This window comes from Actinomadura flavalba DSM 45200, assembly GCF_000374305.1.
Taxonomy (GTDB): domain Bacteria; phylum Actinomycetota; class Actinomycetes; order Streptosporangiales; family Streptosporangiaceae; genus Spirillospora; species Spirillospora flavalba.
Window position 1 is genome coordinate 561,177 of the sequence record NZ_KB894096.1, and the last position, 22,395, is coordinate 583,571.

Genomic DNA, 22,395 nt, shown 5'->3' on the forward strand with positions numbered 1-22,395 from the left:
CATACCCAGGGGGCGACATGCATCGAAGAACCTCCGACGGCAGGGGTTTACGTCGGAGGTCTCTCCCGCCCTCGGTGAGGACCGACGTCCCGGGACGGCATGGGCCGGCCGTATTGACGAGTACGTCGCGCGGGGATACTCCCCTCCACTCAGGTTGAACGCGCCGTGCCCCCGCCTCGTTCCCCGCGCGGCCGCCTTTATTCCGATCTTGGCGAACCCTCGACCCGGGCGGCGCGTCTAAGGGCGGCGCGAGGCCCCGCTCACGCCCGATTCTGCGCGCAAACGGACATACAGGGCGGTGAGCTGGGCGACCGCGTCCGCCTCGCCGGGCAGCGCCGCCGCCCGGCGCGCCGCCGCCTCGCCCAGCCGCAGCGCCAGCGCCGGATCGTCCAGCACCCGGTCGACGGCGCGGCCCAGCGCCTCCGCGTCGTGCGGCGGCACCAACAGCGCCGCCGCGCTCTCCGGCCCGTGCAGCCCGCTCCCGCCGGTGCGGGGCTCGGCGCCGACCATGACCGGGATGCCGCCCACGCGGGTCGCGACGAGCGGACGGCCCGCCCGCAGGATCTCCTGCACGATGAGCGGCTGCCCCTCCCACACGCTCGGCACCACCGCGATGTCGGCGGCCGTCAGCAGCCCGGGGACGTCCCGGCGGCGGCCGAGCAACCGCACCGGCAGGTCCTCGGCGTCGATCCGCGCCTGGAGCGAGTCGGCCAGCGGCCCGTCCCCGACGATCGCCACCAGCGGCGCGGGCGTGCGGCGCGCCCAGCCCGCCGCCGCGTCCAGCAGCGTCGGCAGCCCCTTCTGCTCGGCGAGCCGCGCCACCGTGACGATCAGCGGGCGATCACCGACGCCCAGTTCGGCGCGCAGGTCGGCGCGGTCCGCCGGGGACGGCACCGACTTCGGCGCGGGCGCCGGCACCAGCGCCAGGCCCACGTCGCGCGCGCCGAGGTCGCGCATCCGCTGCTCCAGGTCCGGTGAGACGCCGAGCACGGCCGTCGCGCCGCGCGCCACCACGCGCTCCAGCGCCCCGTAGATCGCGGCGGTGCGGCCACCGGCGATCACCGCGTTGTGCAGCGTCACCACGACCGGCGTCCGGCCCCGCCCGAGGCGCAGCGGGTCCGGGGCGACCCGCGCGGTCGCCGCGACGGCCAGCGCGCCCGCCCGCAGCCCGTGGGCGTGCACGACGTCGGCGTCGCGCAGCAGCGTCCGCAGCCGCCGCACCGCGCGGGCGTCCGCCGCCGGGCGCGGCCGGTCGCCGAGGTCGACGTCGGCGAACCGGACGCCCGGCCCGCTGAACCCGAACAGCTCCTCGGTCGCGGCGGGCCCGCACACCGCGACGCGCGCCCCGCGCGCCGCGAGCCCGGCCGCGACCGACCGGACGTGCTTGCCCACTCCCCCGGCGGCCGTGCCGAGCACCAGCGCCACGCGCAGGCCGTCCAGGCCCGGGTCAGTCGTCTCGGTCGGCATCTCGGGCGAACCTCCGGTTGAGGACGGCGCGCAGGTCGCGGCCGTCGATCACGAACGTCACGGTGAGGAAGGCCAGCCCCGCCACGGCGGCGGCGAGCAGGCCGATCCCGATGTTCCAGAACTGCCCGCCGGTGCCGAGCCACGCCGCGACGCCGTATCCGGCGGCGGCGCCCGCGACGGCACCGGTGAGCGAGGCCAGCAGGGCGCGCGGCACGCCGCGCAGCGCGGACCGTCCCCGGGCGCGGACGAGGACGGCCAGCAGCGCCGCCCCGGCGACCGTCATGCCGAGCGAGTTCCCGGCGCCGAGCGCCGCCACGACCCGGCGCTCGTCCACGGCGGCGACCAGCGCCAGGTCGGCCGCCATGACGACCGTCCAGCCCGCGACGACGGCCGCCGCCCCGGCGCGGCCCCGCCCGCAGGCGAACAGCACCCGGCCGAGGTGCGCGACGAGCCCGTAGCCGACGAGACCGGGCGCGAACGCCAGGACCGCGCGGGCGAGCACGTCGCGCTGCTCGGCGCTGCCGGGGTTGAACACGGCGGCGGCCGGCAGCGCCACCGCCGCCAGCACGGCCGCGCCCGCGCACGACACCAGCAGCACGGCGCGAATCGTGGACGCGGTGATCCGATCGAACGCCGCCCGCTCGTCCGGGCCGGTGCGGGCCGAGAGCTGCGGGAACGCGCTCGTCGCGATCGGCACCGCCAGGATCGCCCACGGCAGCAGGTAGATCGCCCACGCGTACTGGTAGTTGGCCAGGGCGCCGCCGGTGCCCTCGTAACTGAGCCGCACGACGAGCAGCGCCGAGAGCTGCTGCGCGACGACGGTCGCCAGCCCGGCCAGTGCCAGCCGCCGCACCGCGACCGCCACGCCGGGCGGGAACCGCAGCGTGGGCCGCAGCCCGAGCCGCAGCCGCCACGCGGCGATCCCGGCGGTGAGCGCCATCGCGACGCCGCCGAGGGCCGTCCCGACCGACAGCGTCAGCTCGGCGGGCAGCGGCAGCCCCGCCAGGTCGTTCTCGTGTCCCCGGCCCAGCGGCGCGAAGACCAGGTAGGCGCCGATGACGACGAGCGACGACATCAGCGGCGCCAGCGCGGGCGCCACGAACCGCCGGTGCGATTGGAGCACCCCGTACAGCACGACCGCGATCCCGTACATGACCATCTGCGGTGCCATGATCGCCAGCATCCGGCCGCCGACCGCGACGATGTCGGTGCGCGAGCAGCCGGTCAGGTCGGGTCCGACGAGCAGTTCCATGATCGGCCCCGCGAGCAGGGCCATCAGCCCGGCCAGCGGGATCATCAGCAGGACGATCCAGGTCAGCAGCGCCGAGGCGATGCGGCGGACCTCGCCGGTGTCGCCGCGCGCGGCGGGACCGGCCAGCACCGGCACGACCATCGCGGCCAGCGCCCCGCCCGCGACGATCTCGTACACGATGTTCGGGAACTGCGTCGCGGTGAAGTACGCCTGGCTCAGGCACGACGTCGTGACCGTCTGCGAGAAGACGTACGTCCGCCCGAACCCCGCCAGCCGCGACAGCACGGTGATGACGCCGATGACGACGGCGGCGCCCGCGATGCCGCCCGCCAGAGCGGCGCGCCGCCCGGACCGGGACGTGCCGATCTCCTGTGCCCCGTCCCCGCGGACGGCGCGGCGGATCAACGCCGTCAGACGGCGCGGGGCAGGGCTCACGGGCAGGGCTCTCAGACGAGGGGAGGTCTTGGGCGACGGGCGCGGAGGTCAGGAGGTGGCGGGCTCCCCGGCGGGCGCCGCGTCGACGACCGGCTCGGGCGCCGGTTCGGGGACGACCGCGACGGGACGGCGGCCCAGCATGTCGACGCGGTGCAGCGCGGGCGTCCGCTGGATGACCTTGGTGAAGCTCACGAACTCGCTGGCCGCGTTCAGCCCCGCGACGCCCGCGAACACCGCGAGCCGCGCCGGACGCGGCAGCCGGGTGGCGCCGAGGCCGAGCAGGGCGCCGAGCGCGTTGGCGCCGGTGTCACCGAGCATCGCGCGCTCGGCTAGGTCGGTGGGCAGCAGCGCGGCGGCGGCGCCGAGCGGCGCGGCCACGACCGCCGCACCGGACGTCGCGGCCAGCGGCGCGCCGGTGATCAGCCCGACCTTGATCGCGCGGCCCGGCCGCAGGTCGAACAGGTTCATCAGGTTGGCGCTCGCGGCGACCAGCGCGCCGTTGAGCAGCGTGTCGAACACGCGGCCCGCGCGGGTGGGCGCGGGCGACCCGGCCAGGGCGGCGGCGCCGAGACCGGCCGCGCCGATGCCGAGGATCTTCACCGCGCCGGTGGTGACCTCGCCGCGCGCCAGCGCGCCGAGGTGGCCCTTGAAGCCGCGCGAGTCGGCCGAGCCGGACAGGTCGTCGTAGCCGCCGAGCGCGCCGGGGACCGTGCCCGCCAGCAGCGCGGCGGCGCGCATCCGCGCCGGGACGCCGGGCAGCAGCAGGCCGCCCGCCGCCGCGCCCGCGACGAACGCGGGCCCCTCCAGCAGCGTGACGGGCTCGCCCCGGTGGTTGGTGCGGCCCCACACCTCGCCGCCGGGCGGGTTCGCCGTCAGCGCCGCGTAGGCGGCGCGGGCGGCGGCGGCGCCGAGCAGCGCGCCGCCGGTGAGCCGGAGGGTCGAGGAGACTCGCGTCATCGCGTCATCCGTTCGTCGTGGCGGCCGGGGCCGGCGACGGCAGGTACCCGTTGACGCCCGAGCCCGTGCCGTACTGCCCCGTCTTGCCGCCCAGCTCGTTCTGGAGGGCCAGGATCACCACGATCTGGCCGGAGGCGGTGTCGACCGTGTCGACCGCCGAGACGTTCTTCTCGGTGTCGGAGTCGCGCAGCGCCGTGATCATGCCGCCCTCCTGCGCCGCCGGGCTCGGCCCGCCGACGACGGTGCCCTTGCCCGCCGCGTCGAGCGCGTTCGTCACCGCCAGCAGCGCCTTGTTCGCGGCGTCGCCGCCGGAGTAGGTGTAGGGGGCGGACGGCGCGACCATGACGGCGAGTGTCGCATGCTGGGCGGGCTTCCCGCTGACGGTCAGGTAACCCGCCTCCTGGAAGCCGCCGAGGACGGCGCTGCCGCCCGCGTCCTCGCGGCCGGTCGCGGAGGCGTCGCGGGTGACGAGCGCCGAGGCGAGCACCGCCCCGGCCTTGCCGTAGGCGTCGGCGTCGCCGGGCAGGTTCACGTTGGCGGGCTTGAGCTGGGCGGCCAGCGCGTCGATCGTGCCGGCCTCCTTGGCGTCCAGGAACTTGGCCTGGAGCGTGACGCGGCCGGTCACGGTGGCGCCGGCGCTCTTGGCCAGCTCACCGACCCGCTCCAGGCTCTCGTTGCCGGCGCCGGGGCTCTCCACGAGCACGACCGACTGGCCCTTGAGGCGGCCCTCGACGACCTGCGGGGCGAGCACGCCCGCGAACTGCTCCTGGCCGCGCGTCTGCGCCGTCAGCCGGCCCTGCTCCTCGCGCAGGGCCTCGTTGCGCTTGGCGGCCGTGTTGGCCTCGCGCTTGAGCCCGGCGGTGACCGAGTCGGACAGGGTGGTGGAGCCCAGGATGATGCCGAGCGCCAGCGCGAGGAAGATCGCGACGATGGAGACGAGGTGGTAGCGGAAGTCGATCAAGAGAAGAGTCCGGTCAGCCAGAAGAGGAACGCGTGCCAGCGGTCGGCCAGCAGGGGACGGATGACGTCTCCCACCGGGGACATGAACACGGCGGTGGACATGGCCACGAAGGCGCCGATCACGAGGAACAGCAGCGACCAGGTGGAGATCCGGCTGCGGTAGAGCCGGCTGACGCCCTTGGCGTCGACGAGCTTGCTGCCGACGCGCAGGCGGGTGAGGAACGTGCTGGCCATGCCGGCGCGTCCCTTGTCGAGGAACTCGACCATGTTGGCGTGCGTGCCGACCGCGACGATGAGCGAGGCGCCCTTCTCGTCGGCCAGCAGCATCGCGATGTCCTCGCTGGTGGCGGTGGCCGGGAACGTCACGGCCTCCTGCCCGAGGTCGTGGACGCGGGCCAGGCCGGGGGCGCGGCCGTCGCGGTAGGCGTGGACGACGATCTCGGCGCCGCTGGTGAGGGCGGCGTCGGAGACGGAGTCCATGTCGCCGACGATCATGTCGGGCCGGTAGCCGGCCTCCAGCAGCGCGTCGGCGCCGCCGTCGACCCCGATGAGGACGGGCCGGTACTCGCGGATATAGGGGCGCAGGGCCGCGATGTCCTCGCGGTAGTGGTAGCCGCGCACGACGATCAGCGCGTGCCGCCCGTTCAGCTCGGTGGCGACGTCGGGGACGCCGACCCCGTCGATGAGCAGGTCGCGCTCGCGCTTGACGTACTCCATCGTGTTGGCGACGAATGCCTCTAGCTGGTGGGCGAGACCGGCCTTGGCCTCGGTCAGCGCGGTCTCGACCGTCTGCGCGGTCTGCTCGGTGCCCTTGACGACGACGTCCTCGCCGCGCCACACCTCGCCGCCCTCCAGCCGGACCCGCTCGCCCTCGGACAGCTTGGCGAAGATCTCCGGGCCGACGTCGTCGATGAGGGGGATGCCCGCCTCGACGAGGATCTGCGGGCCGAGGTTCGGATAGCGCCCCGAGATGCTCGGCGCCACGTTGACGACCGCGCCGACCTGGCACGACACCAGCGCCTCGGCGCTGACGCGGTCGAGGTCGACGTGGTCGATGACGGCGACCTCGCCGGGCTGGAGCCGCTTGGTGAGGTTCTTGGTGCGGCGGTCGAGCCGGACCGTGCCGGCGACGCCGCGTTCCTCGTCGCGGCCGCGGCCGAGCCCGCGCACCCGCCGCGGCAGCAGCGCGGCGCGGCGGGCCCGCTCCTGCACGGTGCGGGCCTCGGTGGTGGGAGACGGCTCGTTCATCGGAAGACATCCTGCCAGAGGGTCAGAGGTGACACCGGTAACGACGAACGGCGGGGCGTGTTCGTTCGCGCACTGTCGGTCGATATGACGGGGATCGCCCCCGGCGGCGGGGTCAGCGTTCCCGCGCGGCCAGGTCGAGCAGTTCCTCGGCGTGGGCGCGGCCGAGTTCGGAGTCCTCCAGGCCGGCGAGCATCCGCGACAGCTCCCGCACCCGGCCCTCGCGGTCCAGGGCGGTGACGCCGCTGCGCGTCACCGAGCCGTCGGACGCCTTCTCCACCAGCAGGTGCTGGTCGGCGAACGCGGCGACCTGCGGCAGGTGCGTGACGACGATGACCTGCGCGTTGCGGGCCAGCCGCGCGAGCCTGCGGCCGATCTCGACGGCGGCCTTGCCGCCGACGCCCGCGTCGACCTCGTCGAACACGAACGTGGGCACCGGGTCGGACCCGGCGAACACGACCTCGATCGCCAGCATCACCCGGGACAGCTCGCCGCCGGACGCGCCCTTGTGCAGCGGCAGCGGCTTGGCGCCGGGGTGCGGGGCCAGCCGCACCTCGACCTCGTCGGCGCCGTGCGGGCCGTACTCGCCGGTCGGCGTCACGGCGACGACGACGGAGGCGTGCGGCATGGCCAGCGCCGTCAGTTCGTCGGTGACGGCGGCGGAGAACCGCTCGGCGGCGCGTTCGCGGACGGTCGTCAGCTCGGCGGCCTCGGCGGCCAGCCGCTCGGTCAGCTCGGCGTGCTCGGCGCGCAGCGTCTCGATGCGGTCGTCGTCGCCCTCCAGTTCGGTGAACCGGGCCGCCGACGTCCGCGCCCACTCCAGCACCTGCTCGACGGTGCCGCCGTGCTTGCGGGCCAGCGCGGTGACCTCGGCGCGGCGGCTCTGCACGACGGCGAGCCGGGCCGGGTCGGCGTCGATGGATTCGGCGTAGGCGGCGAGGTCGGTGGCGGCGTCGGAGACGAGGTACCCGGCCTCGGCGAGCCGGTCGGCGAGGGCGCCCAGCTCGGGGTCGTGGTCGCGGACCTGGTCGAGCGCGGTGCGGGCCTGGCCGAGCAGGCTGACGACGTTGGCGGCCTCGAACGCGGCGGACGCGTCGCCGAGCAGCGCGTCGTGGGCGGTGTCGGCGGCGCCGCGCAGCGCGTCGGCGTGGCCGAGACGGTCCTCCTCGGCGGCCAGTTCGACGTCCTCGCCGGGCTTGGGATCGACCTTTTCGACCTCTTCGAGCCCGAACCGGAGCAGTTCGGCCTCCTGCGCGCGCTCGCGGGCCTTGGTGGTCAGTTCCTCCAGCAGTTCGGTCACCTTGCGGTGGCGCTGGTAGGAGCGGGTGTAGGCGCGCAGCGGCTTGGTCAGCTCGCCGCCCGCGTAGCGGTCCAGCGCGGCCCGCTGGCGGCCCTGCTGGAGCAGCCGCTGCTGGTCGGACTGGCCGTGCACGGCGACGAGGTCTTCGGCGAGCGTGATGAGCAGGCTGACCGGGACGGACCGGCCGCCCAGGTGGGCGCGCGAGCGGCCCTCGGCCGAGATCGACCGGGTGACGATGAGGGCGCCGTCGTCGAGTTCGCCGCCGGCCTCCTCGACGCGCTCGACGGCGCGTCCGCCCGGGTCGACGACGATGCGGCCCTCCACGACCGCGCGGTCGGCGCCCGGCCGCACCCGCTGCGGGTCGGCGCGGCCGCCGAACATCAGGCCGAGGCTCGTCACCACCATCGTCTTGCCGGCCCCGGTCTCGCCGGTGACGACGTTGAACCCCGGGGACAGGTCCAGCACGGCCTCGTCGATCACACCGAGGCCCTGGATACGCACCTCATCGACCATCGGACGCACCAGCGTCACAACCCCTCGCAAACGACATCCCGGTTCCAGCGCCCTGCCGAGATTATCCTCTTAATCCGCCGCCGACTCCTCGGGACGGCTCAGCGGGCGTCCCCGCCAGCCCGTCACGGGCAGCCCGAACTTGGTGACGAGCCGGTCGGTGAACGGCGTCAGGTGCAGCCGCGCCAGCCGCACCGGCTCGCTGCCGCGCCGCACCTCCACGCGGGCGCCGGGCGCCAGGTCGAGGCTGCGGCGGCCGTCGCACCACAGCACGGCGCCGGGGGTGTCGTGCTGCACCTCCACGGCCACCAGCGAGCGCGGCGACACCACCAGCGGGCGGGCGAACAGGGCGTGCGCGGAGATCGGCACGACGAGCAGCGCCTCCACCTCGGGCCACACCACCGGACCGCCCGCCGAGAACGCGTACGCCGTCGAGCCGGTGGGCGTGGCGCACACCACACCGTCGCAGCCCCACGCCGACAGCGGGCGGCCGTCGATCTCGGCGACGACCTCCAGCATCCGCTCCCGCTCGGCCTTCTCCACCGACGCCTCGTTCAGCGCCCACGTGCTGCCGGTGACGGCGCCGTTGCGGCGGACGGTGACGTCGAGCGTCATGCGCTCCTCGACGTCGTAGCGGCGGGCGCAGACGCGGTCGACGGTGGCGGCCAGGTCCTCGCGTTCGGCCTCGGCCAGGAAACCGACGTGGCCGAGGTTCACGCCGAGCAGCGGGGTGCCGACGGGCCGGGCCAGCTCGGCGGCGCGCAGCAGCGTGCCGTCGCCGCCGAGGACGATGACGACCTCGGCGTCGCGGGCGGCGTCGGGGCCGGGCGGGCGGACGTCCACGCCGGTGCAGCCGATGTCCTGCGCCTCGCCCTCCAGCGCGCGTACGGCGATGCCGGCGGCGGTGAGCCGCTCGATGACGAGCTGCGCGCTGCGGACCGCCTCGGGGCGGCCGGTGTGCGCGACGACGAGCACGGATCGGGCGGTCATGCGGGTCCTTCCGCTACGGCGCGGGCGAGGTCGGCGTCGGCCAGCGGCGGCGCCCCGGCCGCCAGCCACAGGAAGTACTCGACGTTGCCGGACGGGCCGGGCAGCGGGCTCGCGGTGACGCCGCGCACCCCGAGCCCGAGCGTGGCGGCGTGCGCGGCGACGTCCCGGACGGCCTCGGCGCGCAGCGCGGGATCGCGGACGACGCCGCCGGCGCCGACGCGGTCCTTGCCGACCTCGAACTGCGGCTTGACCATGAGCGCGTAGTCGGCGTCGGGGGCGGCGCAGCGCCGGATCGGCGCGAGCACGAGTTTGAGCGAGATGAACGACAGGTCGCCCACGACGAGGCCGGGGGCGGCGCCGTCCAGGATCTCGGGGGTCAGGTCGCGGACGTTGACCCGCTCCCGGACGGTGACGCGGTCGTCGGTGCGCAGCGACCAGGCGATCTGCCCGTAGCCGACGTCGACGGCGTACACGCGGGCGGCCCCGGCGCGCAGCAGCACGTCGGTGAAGCCGCCGGTGGAGGCGCCCGCGTCGAGGCAGACGCGGCCCTCGACGGGCAGGCCGGGGAAGGCCGCGAGCGCGCCCGCGAGCTTGTGGCCGCCGCGCGAGACGTACGCGGGGCCCTCGGCCGGGGCGTCCACGACGATCGCGGCGCCGGTCTCGACCTGGGTGGCGGGTTTGCCCGCCGTCTGCCCGCCGACGCGGACCAGGCCGTCGCCGATGAGCTGGGTGGCCTGTTCGCGCGAGCGGGCCAGGCCGCGCCGCACCAGCTCGGCGTCGAGCCGCCGCCGCGTCATGCCGGGTCGTTCCCGTCCAGCAGTTCCTGAAGGCGCGCGTGCACGTCCTCGAAGACCTCCACGTGGGCGGGGACCGGGATCGCCGCCAGCTCGTCCAGCCGCCCGAGGACCGCGTCGACGCGCGCGTCCCCGGTGCCCGACTCGGACATCGTCGTTCACCTCCGCTTCGCCCCTCGCGGCGAGTCGCGAAGGCACGACCAGCACGCTACCGTCCCTGCACGACATCGTCGCCGACCGGACGGGGGACGGTCTGACATGCCCGACGAAGAAGAGAGCCGCGCCGCGCTGGACCGCATCGCGCGGCGGCTGGGGGACGTCGATCCCGAGCAGTGGGCGCAGCACGCCGTGGAGCGGTCGGTCAGCGTCCGGGTCCGCGACCTGGGGCTGGCCTACGCGTCGCGGCTGCACGCCGGGGGGCTCGATCCGTTCACGCCGACCGGCGAGCCGGGCGCCGCGCAGGTGCGGATCGCGGTCGACTCCGGCGACCTGGTGGCGCTGGCGGACGACCGGCTGTCGCCCGCCCGCGCGTGGGCCACCGGCAAACTGAAGATCGAGGCCAGGTTCACCGACCTGCTGCGGCTCCGGAAGATCCTCTGAGGACGTCGAGTGCGGCGGTGACCGCCGCGCGCGGCGCGGGCGTCGCGTCGCGCCACGCGGCCCCGGCCAGGGCGCGCAGGCCGTCGTCGGCGGTGCCGCCGCCGGTGAGGCGGACCGCGTCGCCGTCCCAGGCGGCCGCCCAGCCGCCGCACGTCCAGGCGTCGCCGTCGCGGACGACGGCCGGGTGCTCGATGAGCAGCCCGCCGAGGTCGGCGGACAGGTAGGTCGGCCGGTGGTGCGGCGGCGCGGTGAGCGCGTCCACCGGCTCGGTGACGCCGGTGAACACCAGGAGGCTGTCGGCGCCGCCGTTGACGGCGCCCTCGATGTCGGTGTCGAGCCGGTCCCCGACGACGAGCGGGCGTTCCGCGCCCGTGCGCAGGATCGACTCGCGGTGCAGCGGCCGTTCCGGCTTGCCCGCCACCACCGGGTCGACGCCGGTCGCGTTGCGGATGACCTGGAGCAGCGAGCCGTTGCCCGGCTTGGGCACGCCGTCGTGGTCGGGAATGGTGGCGTCGCCGTTGGACGCGACGAACAGCGCCCCGGCGCGCACCGCCTTGGCGCCCTCCGCGATCAGGCCGTAGGCGAGGCCGGGGTCGTAGCCCTGCACGACGGCCTGCGGCCGGTCCGACGCGAGCGACACCGGCCGCAGCCCCCGGTCGTACAGGGCGCGGCGCAGCGCCGTGCTCCCGACCACCAGTACCTTGGCGCCCGGTTCCAGCCGTTCCGCGATGTAGCGGGCGGCGGCCTGCGAGGACGTCACCACGTCCGACGGTTCGGCGGGCACGCCGACCTGGCCCAGCAGGGTCGCGACCGCCGACGGCGTGCGGGACGCGTTGTTGGTGACGAACGCGAGCCGCTGCCCGGCGGCGCGTGCCTTGGCCAGGGCCTCGGCGGCGCCCGGCACCGGCCGGTGGCCCACGTAGACGACCCCGTCGAGGTCGAGCAGCGCGACGTCGTACGCCTCGCTCAGCGGTCCCTGCGAACCCTGCATCCCGTGCTCCTCACCGTTGGGCGGTCGGCGCCGTTCACGGCGATTCTCCCGGTACGGCGTCAGCCGCGCGCCGCCAGGGTGGCGCGGACGTGCCGCAGCGCGGCGGCGTAGTCCTTGTTGCCGGGCCGCATCGCGACGGCCAGCGCGAGCGGTTCGGCGGCGGCCTCGAACTCCCGCATCCGGCTCAGCGACAGGCCGAGGCCGAACAGCGCGTAATCCTCGGCGGGGTCGTCGTCCACGATGGAGCGGAACGTCTCGGCCGCCTCGGCGAACCGGCGGGCGCCGAACTGCGCGCGGGCCAGCGCCTCGCGGACGCTGCGCGACCCCGGTTCGGCCTCGGCCGCCCGCGCCAGCAGTTGCAGCGCCGCCGCCGCGCTGCCCGCGCGCAGCAGTTCCAGGCCCCGGGTGTACCACTCGTAGACCCCGCCGCCGGGGGCGGGGGAATCCTCGGGCCGGTCCGGACCTTCTACCCTCACGTGGACCTCCCCGCTCGCAGCGATCACTCCGACCGTACCCACCTCCGGACCCGCCCGCACGGGGCACGGGCGTCCCTGCATACCCTGCCCAGAGTGAACGGGGACCTCCCCTCCGGTCTGACCCCGGAGGACTTCAGCGCCTGGGCGTTCGACGCGCCGGGCCCGCGCGGCGGCACCGGCCTGGAGCTGGCGCCGTTCCGCGGCGTGCGGTTCGACACCGCGCGCGTCGGTGACCTCGCCGCCGTGACGAGCCCGCCCTACGACGTCATCGACGGCGGCGACGTCCGGCACCTGCTGACCGGGGACGGGCACAGCGTCGTCCGGCTGATCCTGCCGGAGGCGGCGGGCGGCGACCACGCGGCGGCGGCCCGCACGCTGGACCGCTGGCGCGAGCAGGGCGTCCTGGCCGCCGACGACGCGCCCGCCCTGTACGTCTACGAGGTCGCCGACGCCGGCGGCGTGCTCCAGCGCGGCCTGGTCGGCGCGCTCGGCCTGCGCGCCGAGCGCGAGCGGGTGGTGCTGCCGCACGAGAACGTCTATCCGGGGCCGGTCCGCGACCGGCTGGCGCTGATGACGGCGACTCACGCGAACCTCGAACCGATCTTCCTCACCTACGAGGGCGGCGCCGCGACGGCGCGGATCGTCGACGACGCCGCGACGGGCACGCCGATCGTCGAGTTCCACGGCCCCGACGGCCGCACGCACCGGATGTGGCGCGTCGCGGACCCGGCGCTGCACGCGCGGATCGCGGCCGAGCTGGCGCCCCGGCAGGCGCTCATCGCGGACGGCCACCACCGCTACGCCACCTACCGCGCGCTCCAGGGGCGGCAGTCCGGCCCGTCCCCGTACGACTACGGGCTCGCGCTGCTCGTGGACTCCACCCGCTATCCGCCGCATCTCGGGGCGATCCACCGCGTCCTGCCCGCGCTGCCGCTGGAGACGGCGCTGGCGGGCGCGCGGGACCTGTTCACCGTCACGCCGCAGCCCGGCCTGGACGCGGCGCTGGACGCCCTGGACGCCGCCGAGCAGCCCTCCTACGTGCTCGGCCGCGGCCGGTCGGTGTTCCTGCTGACGCCGCGCGACGTGACCGCGCTGGACCGTGCCATGCCCGCCGGGCTCTCCACCCGGCTGCGGCGGATGAACACCGCCGTCCTGGACCGGCTGCTCATCCGGGACGCCTGGCACGTCAGCGAGGACGAGCACACCGTGGACGTCGTGCACGACGACGCGGCGGCGGCGCTGGACCGGGCCGCCGCGACCGGCGGGACGGCCGTCGTCCTGCGCCCGCTCGGCGTGGCCGAGGTGCACGCGGTCGCCGCCGCCGGGGAGCGGGTGCCGCGCAAGTCCACGTCGTTCGGCCCCAAGCCGCGCAGCGGCCTGGTGCTGCGGCTGCTGGACCTGGAGGTGCCCGGCGGGTAAGGGTCGGGGCATGGAGACCACGATCACCCCGCTGGGCGGCGACGTCCACGAGATCGACACCCGGATGGCGGGCCACACCGGCATCACCGCCGGGTACCTGATCCGGTCCGACCGGCCCTGCCTGGTGGAGCCGGGCACCGCCGGGTCGGCGCCGGTCGTCGCCGCCGCGCTCGACGCGCTCGGCATCGGCCCGGACGACCTCGCGACCGTCGTCGTCACCCACATCCACCTCGACCACGCGGGCGGCGTCGGCGCCATCGCCGCCCGCTACCCGTCCGCCGAGGTCGTCGTCCACGAGAAGGGCGCCCGGCACCTCGCGGACCCCACCCGGCTCGTCCGCAGCGCGCGGCGGGTGTTCGGGGACGCGTTCGACACGCTGTTCGGGGACATGACGCCCACCGACGCCGCCCGCATCCGCTCCGTCGACGACGTCGGCGCCATCGACCTCGGCGGCGGGCGGCGGCTGGAGACCCACCACTCCCCCGGCCACGCCCGCCACCACATCGGCCTGGTCGACTCGGCCACCGGCGACCTGTACGTCGGTGACGCCGCCGGCGTCTACGTCCCCGAGACCGCCGACGTCCGGCCCGCCACGCCGCCGCCCGACTTCGACCTGGACGCCGCGCTGGCGTCGCTGCGCATGTTCGCCGGTCTCGGGCCGCAGCGGCTGCTGTTCGCGCACTACGGCCCGGTGACGGCCGTCGCCGACACGCTCGACCGGTCCGCCGAGGAGCTGCGGATCTGGGTCGACACCGTCCGGGAGGCGGGCGACGACGTCGACCACGCCGTCGCGCTCGTCCGCGAGCGCACCGACCCCCGCTACGGGATCACCCGGCCCGGCGCCGACCCCGAGCTGGCCGCCAAGTTCGAGACGCTCAGCAGCACCCGCGCCAACGTCACGGGCATCATGCACGCGCTCAGCGGCGGAACGGGCCGGTGACCTCGAACGTGCAACCGTCGGTCCCGGCGATGAAGCCGCTCTTGCCGCGCTGGGACGAGAAGTACAGCCGGGTGCCGTCCGGGGAGAACGCCGGGCCGGTGACCTCCGACTCGTCGTGGCCGACGATCTGGACGAACGGGGCGACGGTGCCGTCCGGGGTGATGAGGTTGATCTGCATGTCGTCGCCGTCCTCGGCCACGTACAGGTCGCCGGTGGCGGCGCCGGTGATGTTGTCGACGCCGCGCAGCGTCGCCTCGCCCTCCACCAGGTCGTCGTCGTAGGCGATGCGCAACTGCTCGGTGGCGGCCTCGTAGGCCCAGACGCGGTTGTCGCCCTTCGTCGTGAAGTAGCAGACCCCGGCGGCGTAGTAGCAGCCCTCGCCGCCCTTGAAACGCAGCGCGCCGGAGACCTGGTTCCGGGTCGGCGTCGACCAGATCTGCGGCCGGGGGACGTTCGCCCACCGGACCTTGCCGGGGCCGCTGCCGACCAGCACCTCCAGCCGTCCCGCCGCCAGGTCGCCCCAGGTGTCCGGGAGGAACCGGTAGAAGCAGCCGTCGCCCTGGTCCTCGGTGAGGTAGACGACGCGGCGGTCGGGGTCCGCGGCGGCGGCCTCGTGCTTGAACCGGCCCATCGCCGGGCGCGGCCTCGCCGACCTCCTGCCGTAGGGGTCGGTCTCGTAGACGAGGCCGAAGTCGTGCTCCTCGCAGGACAGCCACGTGTTCCACGGGGTGGCGCCGCCCGCGCAGTTCAGCGTCGTCCCCTCCAGCGTGCGGTAGGCGGACGTGACCGTGCCGCCCGCGTCGAACCGCAGCGCCGACACGCCGCCGACGACCGGGATCTCCGAGTTGCTGACGTAGATCCAGCCGTCGCCGTCGGGGAAGCAGGCGCCGCCGTCCGGGGCGGCGTGCCAGGTGTGGCGGGTGCCCGCGACGCGCTGGAGGGAGCGTGCCACGACGCGTCCGGTGAACCCGGCGGGCAGCCGCAGCCCGGCCGCGTCGGCCGCGCCGAGCGGCCCGTAGGGGCCGGGGCCCGGCTGCGCGGCGGACGCGAACGCGTTCTGCCACAGCGCTCCGGAGAACGCGGCGGTGCCGCCGGCGACGGCGGCGGTGGACAGGAACGCACGGCGGTTCAGGGCGGGGGCCATGGCACCGAATATCGGATCTACGGAGGAAGCCGTCAACCCCCTCAGGGGAGCAGCCGCCGGTCGTAACCGGTCGCCACCGCCGCCGCGCGGTCCTTGACGTCCAGCTTCGCGTAGATGTGGGTGAGGTGGGTCTTCACGGTGGCCTCGCTGACGAACAGCTCGGCGGCGATCTCCCGGTTGCTCGTCCCGCGCGCCACCAGCCGCAGCACCTCCAGCTCGCGGGCGCTCAGCGACTCGCCGCGCGGTTCGCGGACGCGCGAGACCAGGCGGGAGGCGATCGCCGGGGACAGCACGGTGCGTCCCTCGGCGGCGGCCCGCACGGCGGTGAACAGTTCGTCGCGCGGGGCGTCCTTGAGGAGGTAGCCCGTCGCGCCCGCCTCGATCGCCGGGATCGTGTCGGTGTCGGTGTCGTAGGTGGTGAGCACCAGGACCTTGCAGGGCAGGGCGCGCCGCGTCAGCTCCTTGATGGCCTCGACGCCGCCTCCGCCCGGCATCCGCAGGTCCATCAGGACGACGTCGGGCAGCAGCTCGGCGGCGCGCGCCACGGCCTCGCGGCCGTCGGCGGCCTCGGCCAGCACCTCGAACCCGGTCGTCGCGGCGAACATGCCGCGCAGGCCGTCCCGGACGACGGGGTGGTCGTCGACGATCAGCAGGGTGATGTCAGCCATGTCGGATCAACGGTACGCGGGCGGACACGGCCGTGCCCCGGCCGGGCTCGGACTCGATCTCCAGCGTGCCCGCGACGCGCGCGGCGCGCTCGCGCATGGCGGTGAGGCCGAAGCCGCCGTCGGGGCTGGTGAAGCCGCGTCCGTCGTCGCGGACGTCGAGGATCACCTCGTCGTCCAGGTAGGACAGGGTCACGCCGATGCGGTCGGCGCCCGCGTGGCGGGTGGCGTTGGCCAGAGCCTCCTGCGCGATGCGCAGCAGCGCGGCCTGGATCTCGTCGTGCAGCGACTCCACCGTGCCGGTGACGGTGAGCTGCGCGCAGCCGTCGGTGATCTCCTTCAGCGCCTCGGGCAGCGAACCGTGCTCCAGCTCGGTCGGCGCCAGGTTCCGCACCGAGCGGCGCGCCTCGCGCAGGCTCGCGCGGGCGAGGTCGGTGGCGCGGCGGACGTGCTCGTCGTCCCCGGCCGCCTGGAGCTGGGTGACGATGCCCGCCAGGCCCTGCGCGATGGTGTCGTGGATCTCGGCGGCCAGGCGGCGGCGCTCGTCGTTGACGCCCGCCTCGCGGGCTTGCAGCACGAGCTGGGCCTGCAAGCCCGCGTTCTCGGTGAGCGCCCGCTCCAGCCGGGCGTTCGTCCGTTCCAGTTCGGAGATGGTCTCCTCCTGGACGCGTGCCTGCTCGGTCTCGCGGTCGGCCATGACGCCGAAGAAGGTCACGAGCGCCACGTTCAGGACGAGCAGGCCGCAGAACCCGGCGACCCCGACGGCCCCGTCCGGTGGGAGGCCGCCCGCCTGCGCGCCGGACATGGTGACGGCCGTGACGAACATCCCCGCCACGGCCCAGCGCCGGGTCAGGTAGTGCGCGGCGTCGAAGTATCCGAGGACCGCGTAGACGCAGAAGAACGGGTTGAGCCAGGAGAGGACGAACGCGAGGACCGTGCGGGTCCAGAAGTAGATCGTCCCGGGGACGCGCCCGGTCGCGTGCAGGGACTGGAGAACCAGCGCGGTGATCAGGAGCGTCGCGGCCACCCGCTCCTCGCCGGGCGTCATGACGAGGTCGCGGATGAGCAGCGCCAGGAAGGACGCAAGGGCCAGCAGCCCGAACGGGCCCCAGCGGTAGAACCGCTCCCAGCGCTGCTCCGTCGTCATCCGGACACTCCCCCTATTCCCACCGGAACCAGCGTACGGCGGCGGCGATGAGCAGCGCCGCCCACACCGCCGTCACGCCGAGGTGCGTCCAGTCGGGCCAGTCGCCGCCGGCGGCCTGGTTGAGGGCCTGCGACGCGGCCCCGAACGGCAGGTACTCCACGACGCCGCGCAGCGCGCCGGGCATCGCCTGGACCGGCACCCACACCCCCGCGAGGAACATCGACGGGAAGAACACGATCGAGCCGACCACGGTCGTCGCCTTCGTCGTGGGCGTGACGGCCGTGACGGTGGCGCCCAGCGCCAGCGCACTGAGCCCGCCGAGCAGGAGCGCCAGCAGGTACCCGGCCGGGTGGCCGGGCAGCGGCACGTCGAACACGAGCCGGCCGACCGCGATGACCAGCAGCGCCGACCCCGTCGCCGCCGCGAAGTGCAGGACGATCTGCGCGGCGAGCAGCGAACCCGGCCGCACCGGCGTCGTGGACATGCGGCGCAGAATCCCGCGCTCACGGTAACCGGACAGGACGGGCGGCAGCGCCTGAACGCCCGCCATGATCAGCGCCAGCAGCACGCTCACCGGGACGTACACGTCGATGACCCGGTTCCCGCCCAGGTCGTCGCTCGGCTCCCGGAACGACGGGATCAGGCCGAGGATCACCAGCAGCAGGGTCGGGAAGACGACGATCCAGAAGAGGCTGAACGGCTCACGCGCGAACAGCCGGGACTCGGCCTTCAGGACGGCGGCGGAGGCGGACACGTCAGTTCTCCCGGTCTTCGGTGAGTTCGAGGAACGCGTCGTCCAGCGTGGCGTCGGAGACGCGGAGCTGGTGCGCGGTGATCTGGCGACGGGCGAGCAGCGAGATGACGGCGTTGACGGTCGCGTCGGTGCCGTGCAGGGTGACCCGCCCGTTGCGGCTCTCGACGGACTGCGCGTCCGGCAGCGCGTCCAGGTCGCCGTCGTCCAGCGGACGGGACGGGTCGAACGAGATCACGGTGCCGCCCGCGCTGCGGCGGATCAGCCCGGCCGGGGTGTCGAGGGCGGCGACGCGGCCCCGCTTGAACACCGCGATCCGGTCGCAGAGGCGCTGCGCCTCCTCCATGAAGTGCGTGACGAGCAGGACGGTCACCCCGGCGTCGCGCACCTCCTCGATCAGCGTCCACGTGTCGCGCCTGGCGCGCGGGTCGAGGCCGGTGGTCAGCTCGTCCAGCACCACGACGCGGGGGTTGCCGATGAGCGCGAGCGCGATGAACAGCCGCTGCTTCTGCCCGCCGGACAGCCTGCCGAACCGCGTCCCCAGCTTCTCGACCAGCCCCAGCCGCTCGGCGAGCCCCCGCCAGTCCGCCGGTTCCGGGTAGAACGCGCTGTACAGCTCCAGCGCCTCCCGCACGCTCAGCTTCTCCTGAAGCTCGCTCTCCTGAAGCTGCACCCCGAGAATCCCCGTCAGCCGCTCCCGCTCCCGCCGCGGCTCCAGCCCCGCCACCCGCACGACCCCGGCATCGGGCACCCGCAGCCCCTCGACGCACTCCACCGCGGTGGTCTTCCCGGCCCCGTTCGGCCCGAGAATCCCGAAGATCTCCCCTTCCTCGACCTCGAACGACACATCGTCCACCACGGGCCGCCCCCCATAGGCTTTCCGCAGACCTCTGACCTCAACGATCGACATACCCCGACCCTCCCCCGACCCCCCACCCACCCACATCCACCAACCCGCCCAACCCACCAACCGATCGGCTGACCCCGCCCCTACGACCAAAGACCCCCAACACCCCGCCCACACACCCGCGCCTACACCCCACGCGCGCGCCCGGCCACACCCCACTCACGCATGGCTACGCCCACGCCCACCTGCACCCACGCGCCGCAGCGCCGCGCCCCTCGGAGATGTGCGCCGGTCTGCGCGGGTGTGAATACGACGAAGGCCCGGAACGGGCGCCTGGGGTGGCGTCCGTTCCGGGCCTTCGGGTGGTGGGTCAGTTCTGCTTCGGGTCCGGCTTGTCGTCCGGCTCCAGGAACACGGCCGTCGGGGCGTCCTCCGTCGTGTCCGGGGCGGGTTCGGCCGGGGAGGGCTCGGCCGCTTTGAACTCGAAGGCGACCGGGTCCACCGAGACGGGTTCGTCCGCTGCGGACGGCTCGGGCCCAGCGTCGGTCGGAGTGTCCGTCGCGGCCGACGTCGCGGGCTCGCCGCCGGTCGGCTCGTCCGCCACGGCAGACAGCACGGGCTCGGCCTCGGACGGCTCGTCCGCCGCGTTCGGCGTTCCGGGCTCGGCGGAGGTGAAGATCTGCTCGACCTCCGACTCGTCCAGGGTCACCGGCACCGCGTGGGCGTCGTCCACGGCCGCAGCGTCGGAGCCGGTCTGGGCGGCTTCGTCCGCGATGGCCGGAGACTCGTCGGACGGGAACTCGTCGTCCTCGGTGTCGAGGATGTCGAGGCCCTCCAGTTCGGCGTAGCGTTCGGCCGCGTCGGTCTCGCCGTCACGGTCGGCGGCGGCGGCGCGGGCGAACCAGTCGGACGCCTCCTCCGCGCGGTCGGCCTCGACGAGCGCGTCCGCGTACGCGTAGAACAACCGCGCCGACCACGGACGGAGCCGCCGGTCGCGCAGCTCGGGGATCTGGAGCGTCACGACGGCCGCGTCGAACTGACCGAGGTCGCGGCGCGCGCCGGACTCGACGATGCGCAGTTCCACCGCGCCCAACGCGTCCAGCCGGGCCGCCTCCGGCGACTTGACCAGATCGAGCGCCCGTTCGGGACGTCCGAGGCCGCGTTCGGCGTCGGCCATCACCGGGAGGTAGGAGTCGTCGCCGGCGCCCAGACGGCGCGCCGTGCGCAGCTCCGACAGAGCCTCCGACCACTCGCCCGCCGCGTAGGCGGCGAGCCCCGCCGCCTCGCGGACGATCCCGACCCGCGACGCCAGGCGACGCGCGGCCCGGGCGTGCTTGTACGCCAGCTCCGGGTCGTCCTCACCGAGCCGGCCCGCCATCACCAGGTGCCGCGCGACGCGCGACGCGAGGTCCTTGGGGAGCGTGCGCAGCTCGGCGCGCGCCTCGGCGTCCATCTCGTCACCGGTGACGTCGTCGGGCAGCAACGGGTCGTCATGCTTGGGCTCGGTGGACTCCCGCTCCTCGAACCCCCTGCCGGGACGGTCATCACGCCGCTCACTCCGGCCGCCCGGCCGCCCGTCGCGCCGTTCCCCTCGGTAGCCGCCGGGACGGCCGTCCCGCCGCTCACCCCGGAAACCACCGGACCGATCATCACGCCGATCCCCACCGGACCGATCGTCACGCCGGTCACCCCGAAAGCCGCCCGGACGGTCATCACGCCGGTCACCCCGGTAACCGGGACGGTCATCACGGCGGTCGCCTCGATGCCCGCCGGGACGGTCATCGCGCCGGTCACCGCCGTAGCCACCCGAACGCCCGTCTCCGGAACGCTGCGGACGCCGGTCGTCCCGCCGCGGGCCACCCTGCCCGCCGGACCGCCGGTCCCCACCGGGACGCCGATCGTCCGTACGGCGCGGCCGATCGTCGGACCGGTCACCACGGAACCCACCGGAACGCTGCGGACGATCGTCACGGCGCGGCCGATCTCCGACCCCGCGGTCATCGCGACGCGGACCACCGGAACCACCCGGACGCCGCTCACCGTCCCCGGACACCCGGCGGTCATCACGGAAACCTCCGGCCCGCGAGTCGTCACGACGCGGACGCTCATCCCGCCGCTCGCCTCCGAACCCACCAGAGCGCCGATCGTCCCGGAACCCACCCGAACGCTGCGGACCATCCCCACGACGCTCAGCCCCACCGGAACGCGGCCGATCGTCACGACGATCGAACCCGCCCGACCGCTGCGAACGATCGTCACGCCCACCGGAACGGGAACGACCCTCACCACGCTCGAACCCACCCGAACGCTGCGGACGATCGTCGCGCCCACCGAACCCACCGGAACGAGGACGGTCCTCACCACGATCGAACCCACCGGAACGCGGACGCTCATCCCGACGATCGAACCCGCCTGAGCGGGGACGGTCGTCCCGGCGGTCAAACCCACCCGAACGCTGCGGACGTTCATCACGCCCACCGAACCCACCGGAACGCTGCGGACGGCCCTCACCGCCGTCGTAACCACCAGAACGGGGACGATCGTCACGGCGGTCGTACCCGCCGGAACGCGGCCGGTCATCACGACGGTCGAATCCACCTGAGCGCTGCGGACGATCGTCGCGACGGTCGAAGCCACCCGTACGGGGCCGGTCGTCGCGGCCGCCCGAGCGCTGGGGACGGTCATCGCGACGGTCGAAGCCGCCTGTACGGGGTCGGTCGTCGCGGCCGCCGGAGCGCTGGGAGCGGTCGTCGCGGCGCGGGGCGCCGGAACTGCCGGGGCGTCGGTCGCCCGATCGGTCGGGGCGGTCGCCGCGGAAGGGGGGACGGTCTCCGGAACGCTGCGGACGGTCGCCACCGAAGCCACCGGAGCGCTGGCCGCGGTCGTCGCGGCGCGGGGCGCCCGAGCGGCGGTCGTCCGGACGGCCCTGGTAGCCGCCCTGGCGGCGGTCGCCGCCACGGTCATCGGGACGGCTCTGCGGACGGCTGTCGCCCTGGCCGCCGCGTTCGGCGGTCTGGCGGCGGCGGTCGTCGAAACGGCGCGGAGCGTCGCGGTCGTCGCGACGCGGACCGCCCCCCGACCGCCCGTCGCCGTTCTCACCGCCGCGCGGACGGCCGCCGGCCGCACGCGGAGCCCCGCCACGAGGACCACCGTTCCGGCGCTGGCCCGCTCCCCCGCGAGCGTCGCCCCCACGACGGCCGGGCGCGCCGCGCCCACCGTCCTTGTCGCGCCGTCCGCGGTCGTCGCCGCGTCGGCCGTCCTCTTCCGCGCTCATCTACGTCCATCACTGTCGTCGTTCGGTGGTTTTCCTTGCAGCCTACTTTGGCAGGCACCGCACATGCGTCGAGGGCCGCCCCGGAAATCGGGGCGACCCTCGACCAATGTAAGTCCGGCGGTGTCCTACTCTCCCACACAGTCTCCCATGCAGTACCATCGGCGCTGAAAGGCTTAACTTCCGGGTTCGGGATGGGACCGGGTGTTTCCCTTTCGCCAAAACCACCGAACG

General features: G+C 75.0%; 21 protein-coding genes and 1 rRNA gene. 4 read left to right on the top strand and 18 right to left on the bottom strand.

The features are described 5' to 3' along the window. Positions 1-237: 237 nt before the first annotated feature. From C229_RS0118655 to C229_RS34715, 9 genes are all read right to left on the bottom strand, one after another. Positions 238-1,467 carry a glycosyltransferase family 4 protein gene (locus C229_RS0118655; protein WP_018656619.1) on the bottom strand — a complete coding sequence of 410 codons (1,230 nt, stop codon included), beginning with the start codon at positions 1,465-1,467 and terminating at the stop codon, positions 238-240. Then, positions 1,448-3,154 carry a murein biosynthesis integral membrane protein MurJ gene (gene murJ / locus C229_RS0118660; protein WP_240487332.1) on the bottom strand — a complete coding sequence of 569 codons (1,707 nt, stop codon included), beginning with the start codon at positions 3,152-3,154 and terminating at the stop codon, positions 1,448-1,450. The genes C229_RS0118655 and murJ overlap by 20 nt, the downstream gene beginning before the upstream one ends. Positions 3,155-3,202: 48 nt before the next feature. Further along, positions 3,203-4,111, bottom strand: a complete 909-nt coding sequence (locus C229_RS0118665; protein ID WP_018656621.1) for a hypothetical protein — start codon at positions 4,109-4,111, stop codon at positions 3,203-3,205. Between the two features lie 4 nt (positions 4,112-4,115). Further along, positions 4,116-5,072, bottom strand: a complete 957-nt coding sequence (locus C229_RS0118670; RefSeq protein ID WP_018656622.1) for a copper transporter — start codon at positions 5,070-5,072, stop codon at positions 4,116-4,118. Beyond that, entirely contained in the window at positions 5,069-6,319 is a 1,251-nt protein-coding gene (gene steA / locus C229_RS0118675; RefSeq protein ID WP_018656623.1) for a putative cytokinetic ring protein SteA, read from the bottom strand. The genes C229_RS0118670 and steA overlap by 4 nt, the downstream gene beginning before the upstream one ends. 112 nt (positions 6,320-6,431) lie before the next feature. Next, positions 6,432-8,129, bottom strand: coding sequence for a DNA repair protein RecN (recN, locus tag C229_RS0118680; RefSeq protein WP_026313922.1), 1,698 nt, complete (start codon positions 8,127-8,129; stop codon positions 6,432-6,434). Between the two features lie 69 nt (positions 8,130-8,198). Continuing rightward, complete coding sequence (locus C229_RS0118685; RefSeq protein WP_018656625.1) at positions 8,199-9,116, bottom strand: NAD kinase; 918 nt, start codon at positions 9,114-9,116, stop codon at positions 8,199-8,201. Then, positions 9,113-9,913, bottom strand: a complete 801-nt coding sequence (locus tag C229_RS0118690; protein WP_018656626.1) for a TlyA family RNA methyltransferase — start codon at positions 9,911-9,913, stop codon at positions 9,113-9,115. The genes C229_RS0118685 and C229_RS0118690 overlap by 4 nt, the downstream gene beginning before the upstream one ends. Continuing rightward, positions 9,910-10,062, bottom strand: a complete 153-nt coding sequence (locus C229_RS34715) for a hypothetical protein (RefSeq protein WP_018656627.1) — start codon at positions 10,060-10,062, stop codon at positions 9,910-9,912. The genes C229_RS0118690 and C229_RS34715 overlap by 4 nt, the downstream gene beginning before the upstream one ends. 106 nt (positions 10,063-10,168) lie before the next feature. Between C229_RS34715 and C229_RS0118700 the strand changes: the two genes are divergently transcribed. Then, a complete protein-coding gene (locus tag C229_RS0118700; RefSeq protein ID WP_018656628.1) occupies positions 10,169-10,510 on the top strand; it encodes an SCP2 sterol-binding domain-containing protein in 342 nt (113 codons plus the stop codon). Here C229_RS0118700 and C229_RS0118705 read toward each other — a convergent pair. Further along, the gene (locus tag C229_RS0118705) at positions 10,476-11,501 is read right to left on the bottom strand and encodes an HAD-IIA family hydrolase (RefSeq protein ID WP_018656629.1); all 1,026 of its coding nucleotides are present in this window, start codon (positions 11,499-11,501) and stop codon (positions 10,476-10,478) included. The two genes, C229_RS0118700 and C229_RS0118705, sit on opposite strands and share 35 nt — an antisense overlap. Before the next feature lie 59 nt (positions 11,502-11,560). Beyond that, on the bottom strand, positions 11,561-11,977 hold the full coding sequence (locus tag C229_RS0118710) for a tetratricopeptide repeat protein (RefSeq protein WP_018656630.1): 417 nt from the start codon (positions 11,975-11,977) through the stop codon (positions 11,561-11,563). A 93-nt stretch (positions 11,978-12,070) separates the two neighbouring features. On the opposite strand from C229_RS0118710, the gene C229_RS0118715 reads away from it, so the two are divergent. Both C229_RS0118715 and C229_RS0118720 read left to right on the top strand, forming a co-directional pair. Beyond that, positions 12,071-13,396, top strand: a complete 1,326-nt coding sequence (locus C229_RS0118715) for a DUF1015 domain-containing protein (RefSeq protein ID WP_018656631.1) — start codon at positions 12,071-12,073, stop codon at positions 13,394-13,396. A 10-nt stretch (positions 13,397-13,406) separates the two neighbouring features. Then, a complete protein-coding gene (locus tag C229_RS0118720; RefSeq protein WP_018656632.1) occupies positions 13,407-14,336 on the top strand; it encodes an MBL fold metallo-hydrolase in 930 nt (309 codons plus the stop codon). Here C229_RS0118720 and C229_RS0118725 read toward each other — a convergent pair. From C229_RS0118725 to C229_RS0118750, 6 genes are all read right to left on the bottom strand, one after another. Then, on the bottom strand, positions 14,314-15,480 hold the full coding sequence (locus C229_RS0118725) for an alkaline phosphatase PhoX (RefSeq protein ID WP_018656633.1): 1,167 nt from the start codon (positions 15,478-15,480) through the stop codon (positions 14,314-14,316). The two genes, C229_RS0118720 and C229_RS0118725, sit on opposite strands and share 23 nt — an antisense overlap. A gap of 41 nt (positions 15,481-15,521) precedes the next feature. Next, entirely contained in the window at positions 15,522-16,148 is a 627-nt protein-coding gene (locus C229_RS0118730) for a response regulator (RefSeq protein WP_018656634.1), read from the bottom strand. Continuing rightward, complete coding sequence (locus tag C229_RS0118735) at positions 16,141-17,292, bottom strand: sensor histidine kinase (RefSeq protein WP_018656635.1); 1,152 nt, start codon at positions 17,290-17,292, stop codon at positions 16,141-16,143. The genes C229_RS0118730 and C229_RS0118735 overlap by 8 nt, the downstream gene beginning before the upstream one ends. A 13-nt stretch (positions 17,293-17,305) precedes the next feature. Continuing rightward, positions 17,306-18,046 (bottom strand): ABC transporter permease, encoded by a 741-nt coding sequence (locus tag C229_RS0118740; RefSeq protein WP_018656636.1) that lies wholly within the window; start codon positions 18,044-18,046, stop codon positions 17,306-17,308. 1 nt (position 18,047) lies between these two features. Further along, on the bottom strand, positions 18,048-18,953 hold the full coding sequence (locus C229_RS0118745; protein WP_026313925.1) for an ABC transporter ATP-binding protein: 906 nt from the start codon (positions 18,951-18,953) through the stop codon (positions 18,048-18,050). A gap of 307 nt (positions 18,954-19,260) precedes the next feature. After that, positions 19,261-20,373, bottom strand: coding sequence for an ICP22 family protein (locus tag C229_RS0118750; RefSeq protein WP_026313926.1), 1,113 nt, complete (start codon positions 20,371-20,373; stop codon positions 19,261-19,263). Between the two features lie 9 nt (positions 20,374-20,382). Between C229_RS0118750 and C229_RS33010 the strand changes: the two genes are divergently transcribed. After that, positions 20,383-21,306: a hypothetical protein gene (locus C229_RS33010; RefSeq protein ID WP_026313927.1), complete on the top strand. Its 924-nt coding sequence runs from the start codon at positions 20,383-20,385 to the stop codon at positions 21,304-21,306. 970 nt (positions 21,307-22,276) lie between these two features. On the opposite strand, the gene rrf is transcribed toward C229_RS33010, so the two are convergent. Continuing rightward, positions 22,277-22,393: ribosomal RNA gene (gene rrf / locus C229_RS0118760) — 5S ribosomal RNA — on the bottom strand. Positions 22,394-22,395 lie beyond the last annotated feature (2 nt).

Bases quoted from the DNA above. Each gene is read 5' to 3' on its own strand.
- C229_RS0118655 (WP_018656619.1), bottom strand. From the start codon at position 1,467: ATGCCGACCGAGACGACTGACCCGGGCCTGGACGGCCTGCGCGTGGCG.
- C229_RS0118665 (WP_018656621.1), bottom strand. From the start codon at position 4,111: ATGACGCGAGTCTCCTCGACCCTCCGGCTCACCGGCGGCGCGCTGCTC.
- steA (WP_018656623.1), bottom strand. From the start codon at position 6,319: ATGAACGAGCCGTCTCCCACCACCGAGGCCCGCACCGTGCAGGAGCGG.
- recN (WP_026313922.1), bottom strand. From the start codon at position 8,129: ATGGTCGATGAGGTGCGTATCCAGGGCCTCGGTGTGATCGACGAGGCC.
- C229_RS0118685 (WP_018656625.1), bottom strand. From the start codon at position 9,116: ATGACCGCCCGATCCGTGCTCGTCGTCGCGCACACCGGCCGCCCCGAG.
- C229_RS0118690 (WP_018656626.1), bottom strand. From the start codon at position 9,913: ATGACGCGGCGGCGGCTCGACGCCGAGCTGGTGCGGCGCGGCCTGGCC.
- C229_RS34715 (WP_018656627.1), bottom strand. From the start codon at position 10,062: ATGTCCGAGTCGGGCACCGGGGACGCGCGCGTCGACGCGGTCCTCGGG.
- C229_RS0118700 (WP_018656628.1), top strand. From the start codon at position 10,169: ATGCCCGACGAAGAAGAGAGCCGCGCCGCGCTGGACCGCATCGCGCGG.
- C229_RS0118705 (WP_018656629.1), bottom strand. From the start codon at position 11,501: ATGCAGGGTTCGCAGGGACCGCTGAGCGAGGCGTACGACGTCGCGCTG.
- C229_RS0118720 (WP_018656632.1), top strand. From the start codon at position 13,407: ATGGAGACCACGATCACCCCGCTGGGCGGCGACGTCCACGAGATCGAC.
- C229_RS0118725 (WP_018656633.1), bottom strand. From the start codon at position 15,480: ATGGCCCCCGCCCTGAACCGCCGTGCGTTCCTGTCCACCGCCGCCGTC.
- C229_RS0118730 (WP_018656634.1), bottom strand. From the start codon at position 16,148: ATGGCTGACATCACCCTGCTGATCGTCGACGACCACCCCGTCGTCCGG.
- C229_RS0118735 (WP_018656635.1), bottom strand. From the start codon at position 17,292: ATGACGACGGAGCAGCGCTGGGAGCGGTTCTACCGCTGGGGCCCGTTC.
- C229_RS0118745 (WP_026313925.1), bottom strand. From the start codon at position 18,953: ATGTCGATCGTTGAGGTCAGAGGTCTGCGGAAAGCCTATGGGGGGCGG.
- C229_RS33010 (WP_026313927.1), top strand. From the start codon at position 20,383: ATGCTTGGGCTCGGTGGACTCCCGCTCCTCGAACCCCCTGCCGGGACG.